This is a genomic window from Aeromonas sp. HMWF015 (genome assembly GCF_963878965.1).
Taxonomy (GTDB): Bacteria; Pseudomonadota; Gammaproteobacteria; order Enterobacterales; family Aeromonadaceae; genus Aeromonas; species Aeromonas veronii.
The window spans coordinates 1-4293 of record NZ_CAWNZT010000246.1; the positions used below are offsets into that span (position 1 = coordinate 1).

Genomic DNA, 4293 nt, shown 5'->3' on the forward strand with positions numbered 1-4293 from the left:
CGTGATGTCGATCCTGCAGCCGATCCTCGAGCTCAACAATATGGTGAATATGTAAGGTTCGGATGTCCGAATACGCTTCGCTATTCGAACCTACCAATCCAATCGACCTCGTCGGTTCGATTAGCCGACAGGCGTAATCGAACGATCGCGGTTTAACAATCAATCGTCGATGGTTCATGCCATCTCATCTGTGAGGGAGTCAAAGTAATGCAAAAGCGTCGTCAATCCGGTTTTACCCTGCTGGAAGTTATGGTAGTCATCGTGATCTTGGGCATTCTGGCCAGTCTGGTGGTGCCCAACCTGATGGGCAACAAGGAGAAAGCCGACCAGCAGAAAGCGGTCTCCGACATCGTGGCGCTGGAAAATGCCCTCGACATGTACAAGCTGGACAACAACCGCTACCCGACCACCGAACAGGGTCTGGAAGCACTGGTGACCAAACCCTCCATCGATCCGGCGCCGCGCAGCTACCGCGATGGCGGCTACATCAAGCGCCTGCCGCAGGATCCCTGGGGCAACCAGTATCAGCTGCTGAGCCCGGGCCAGTACGGCAAGATCGACATCTTCTCCATGGGTCAGGATGGCGAAGCCGGTACCGATGACGACATCGGCAACTGGAACCTGAAGGATTTCCAATAAGTGATGCTTCCTCACCGCACTCATTGTGAGCTGACTGCATGAAGCCCGCTTTCTCCTCTCACCACCAATCCGGCTTTACCCTGCTGGAAGTGTTGCTGGTCGCCATGCTGATGGGGCTGGTGGCCACCGCCGTCACCCTCAGCATGGGGGGGGCAAAAGGTGACAGGGAGATCGACAAGCAGGCGCGCCGCCTGATGGCAACCCTGCAGCTGGCGCAGGAGTACTCGGTGATGGATGGCCGGCTGGTGGGCATTCGCGTCGAGGAGAATGGCTGGCAGTTTATGCAGCGTCAGGCCAAGGATCGCAAGTGGCTGGCCCTGACCGGTGACAAGCAGCTGGGTCAGGTGCAACTGCCGGAGAACATGGTGCTGACCCTGGAGCTGGAGGGATTTGGCTGGCAGCCCGATCCCGATGAAGAGCGCGAAAAGAAGCGGGATGACAAGGAGCACACCCCGCAGCTGCTTATCTTCCCCGGTGGCGAGCTGACCCCTTTTACCCTCACCTTCAGCCAGCAGGATGACGAGGTGCGCTACACCCGCATCGTCAAGGGGGACGAGTTCGGCCGCCTCACCCTGCTCACCGGTGATGAGGATGAAGAGGTGACAGAGTGAACGCCCGCGGTATGACACTACTCGAAGTGATGGTGGCGCTGGCCGTCTTTGCCATTGCGGGTCTCGCGGTGATGAAGACCGCCAGCGAGCACCTCTCGGCCCTCAACTATCTGGAAGAGAAGACCCTCGCTACCTGGGTGGTGGAGAACCAGCTGGTGCAGCAGAAGCTCGAGAACAAGTGGCCCGGCGACAGCTGGGTAGAAGGGGATGAGCAGATGGCCGGGCAGACCTGGTACTGGCGCTATCGCGGGGTCGCGACCAGCGACAGCAACTTCAAGGCGCTCGATATGGAAGTACGCACCGAGGCCAAGGCCGAAAACCCGATCGCCATGATGCGGACCTATATCAACCGATGATCTCGAGCAACACCCGCCCTTCCCGTCACCGTGGTTTTACCCTGCTGGAGATGCTGGTGGCCATCGCCATCTTCGCCACCCTCAGTATGGGCGCCTATCAGGTGCTGCAAGGGGTGCTCACCAGCGACGAGGTAGCCAAACGCAAGGAGGCCCGCCTCTCCGAGTTGCAGCTCGCCTTTACCCTGCTGGAGCGGGATGTCACCCAGATGGTGCCACGCAGCGGCCGCATTGAGGGAGAGAACAACAAGGTGCTGCTGGCCGCCTCCCGTTTTGGCCAGCAGAGCGATGACTGGGGCATGGCCTTTATGCGCAGCGGCTGGCTCAACCCGGACGGCATGCTGCCCCGCTCTCATCTGCAGCGGGTCGGCTGGCGGCTCAAGGATCAGAAGCTGGAGCGCCTCAGCTACCTCTATCCGGATCCGGTGATCGGCACCGAGCCACGCACCCAGCAGCTTCTGACCGGCGTCACCGCGTTTCGCCTCTACTTCTACGACAAGGGGAGCTGGAAGGAGGAGTGGACCCAGCGCAGCGTGCTCCCTTACGGGCTCGCGGTCGAGCTGGATCTGGAGGATTACGGCACCATTCGCCGGCAATTTCTGATTGGCGCCGGCGGCCAGCGCGCCGAAGAGAACAGCCAGAGCAGCAATCCCAATCAGGGCGGCGACAGCAATAACGGTAACAACGGCGGCAACGGCAATAACAGTGGTAACAACAGCAATGGCGGCAACCAGAACGGGGGGAGCGCCAATGCGAACTAACCCTGTACGCCCCGGCCGCCAGGGCGGCATGGCCCTGCTGGTGGTGCTGCTGATCCTCTCGGTGATGGTGATCATCGCCAGCAACATGAGCGGTCGCCTGCAGCTGGAGCTCCGCCGCACCAGCAATGTCACCGCCGGCAAGCAAGCCTGGTGGTATGCCCTCTCGGCGGAGGCGCTGGTGAGCAAGGTGCTGGCACAGGACTTCAAGGATGACCCCGAGGTGGTGAGCCTCGGCCAGAAGTGGGCCAGCAAGAATACTGTGTTTCCGGTCGATGATGGCCAGCTCAAGGGCGAGGTGACCGACCTGCAATCCTGCTTCAACCTCAACAGCCTGAGCGTACCCAATCAGGCGGGCAACAACGGGGAAGAGCTGGAGCAGCAACCTTATCCGGTGCAGGTGTTTCGCGCCCTGCTCAAGGAGCTGGCGATGGATGATTACGAGGCGGCCCAGCTCACCGATGCCATTCGCGACTGGACAGACAAGGATACGGTGCTGGTCTCCAGCCTCGGCGCCGAGGATGCCTACTACGAGGGACTCAAGCCTCCCTACCTCACCGCCAACCAGTGGATGCTGGGCAAGGATGAATTGCGGGCGGTGCGCGGCGTAACGGCCAGGGTCTATGCCACACTGGCCCCCTATGTCTGCACGCTGCCAAGCGACAAGCTGAAGATCAATATCAACACCCTGCTGCCGGAACGCCCCGAGCTGCTGGCAGCCCTCTATCTGGGCAAGATTGGCAGCGATGACGCCAAGCGGGTACTGACCGAGCGGCCAAAAAAGGGGTGGAAAGAGACCAAGCTGATGACGGATCAGCTGCCCGTGCCTCTTGAGAGCGTCAAGGGGCTCAAGGAGGCGCTGGTGGTCAAAAGCGACTTTTTCGAAGCCCGCGTGGTTGCCGAGGTCGGCGACAACCGCGCCTGGCTGGAGAGCATCTTCCAGCGGGGCAAGGATAACAAGCTGGTCATGCTGCGCCGCCTCAATAGTGGCTCCGAATAAACAAGCGCTGGCGGGAGCAACTCCCGGCAGGGCAAACATTGGATGCAGCCTGCGGGCTGCGCACCGGTTGCGTCGGCCTGGCCCGCGCGAACCGGTATCGCAGGAGAGAGATACGTGAGCGAGAGTCTGGTCATCCGTCTGGGGACCACCAAACAACCGGTCGCCTGGCTGGTCTGGTCGAGTCAGGAGCAGGAGATCATCGCCTCCGGCGAGCTCCTCTGTGCTGACGCGCTGGGCGAGCTGCAAGAGCGCGCTGGCGGCCGCCCCGTGGTCACCCTGGTGCCGGGCAGCGATCTGATCTTCCGCCGCGTCACCCTGCCGGGGCGCTACAACCGCCAGTCGGCGGCGGCCCTGCCCTATCTGCTTGAAGAACAGATCGCCTCCGACGTGGATGAGCTGCATCTGGTGGTGCTGGCCCACGACGGCCCGCAGGTCGACCTGATGGCGGTGGATCGCCAGAAGATGGCCGAGTGGCTCGGCTGGCTCGACGCTGCCGGCCTTAGAAGTCAGCAACTGCTGCCCGATGTGCTGGCACTGCCGCAGGCGGCTGAGGGCTGGTCTGCCCTGCAGCTCGGCGCCGAGTGGCTGATCCGCCAGAACGCCTGTCAGGGGATCGTGGCCGACGAGTCGCTGCTGGCCATCTTGCTGGCCGCCGAAGCCGACCCCGTCACCATTCACAGCCATACCCCGGCGCCCGCCATTGCGGCGGCCAACTGGCAGCCGGCCGAGCCCGAGCTCCCCATGCTGCTGCTGGCCAAGGGGGCCCTCACCTGCCGCGCAAACCTGTTGACCGGCCCTTACCGGCCACAGACCGAATATGCCCGCTACTGGTTGCAGTGGCGCAAGGTGGCGATTACCGCCGCCCTCTTGCTGCTGGTAGCACTCGTCCAGCGCGGCGTCCAGCTGCATCAGCTGGCGGAGCAGGACAAGGC

General features: G+C 62.3%; 5 protein-coding genes and 1 pseudogene. All 6 read left to right on the forward strand.

Features of this window, described 5'->3' with window-relative positions; all coding sequences use genetic code 11:
* The first annotated feature begins 207 nt into the window (after positions 1–207).
* Positions 208–639 (forward strand): GspG family T2SS major pseudopilin variant ExeG, encoded by a 432-nt coding sequence (gene exeG, locus AACS18_RS13140; protein WP_041208232.1) that lies wholly within the window; start codon positions 208–210, stop codon positions 637–639.
* A gap of 38 nt (positions 640–677) precedes the next feature.
* Positions 678–1250, forward strand: coding sequence for a GspH family T2SS minor pseudopilin variant ExeH (gene exeH / locus AACS18_RS13145; RefSeq protein ID WP_108612454.1), 573 nt, complete (start codon positions 678–680; stop codon positions 1248–1250).
* Positions 1247–1606 (forward strand): GspI family T2SS minor pseudopilin variant ExeI, encoded by a 360-nt coding sequence (exeI, locus tag AACS18_RS13150; RefSeq protein WP_108612455.1) that lies wholly within the window; start codon positions 1247–1249, stop codon positions 1604–1606. The genes exeH and exeI overlap by 4 nt, the downstream gene beginning before the upstream one ends.
* Positions 1603–2241: pseudogene (gspJ, locus tag AACS18_RS13155) on the forward strand (type II secretion system minor pseudopilin GspJ); the annotation flags it as partial. The gene exeI and the pseudogene gspJ, both read left to right, overlap by 4 nt.
* Before the next feature lie 112 nt (positions 2242–2353).
* On the forward strand, positions 2354–3361 hold the full coding sequence (gene exeK / locus AACS18_RS13160) for a GspK family T2SS minor pseudopilin variant ExeK (protein ID WP_108612457.1): 1008 nt from the start codon (positions 2354–2356) through the stop codon (positions 3359–3361).
* 114 nt (positions 3362–3475) lie between these two features.
* The coding region (gene gspL / locus AACS18_RS13165) for a type II secretion system protein GspL (protein WP_108612458.1) at positions 3476–4293 on the forward strand (818 nt) is incomplete at its 3' end.

What these genes read in the sequence shown, in the direction of transcription:
- exeH (WP_108612454.1), top strand. Translation starts at nt 678, where the DNA reads ATGAAGCCCGCTTTCTCCTCTCACCACCAATCCGGCTTTACCCTGCTG.
- exeG (WP_041208232.1), top strand. Translation starts at nt 208, where the DNA reads ATGCAAAAGCGTCGTCAATCCGGTTTTACCCTGCTGGAAGTTATGGTA.
- exeK (WP_108612457.1), top strand. Translation starts at nt 2,354, where the DNA reads ATGCGAACTAACCCTGTACGCCCCGGCCGCCAGGGCGGCATGGCCCTG.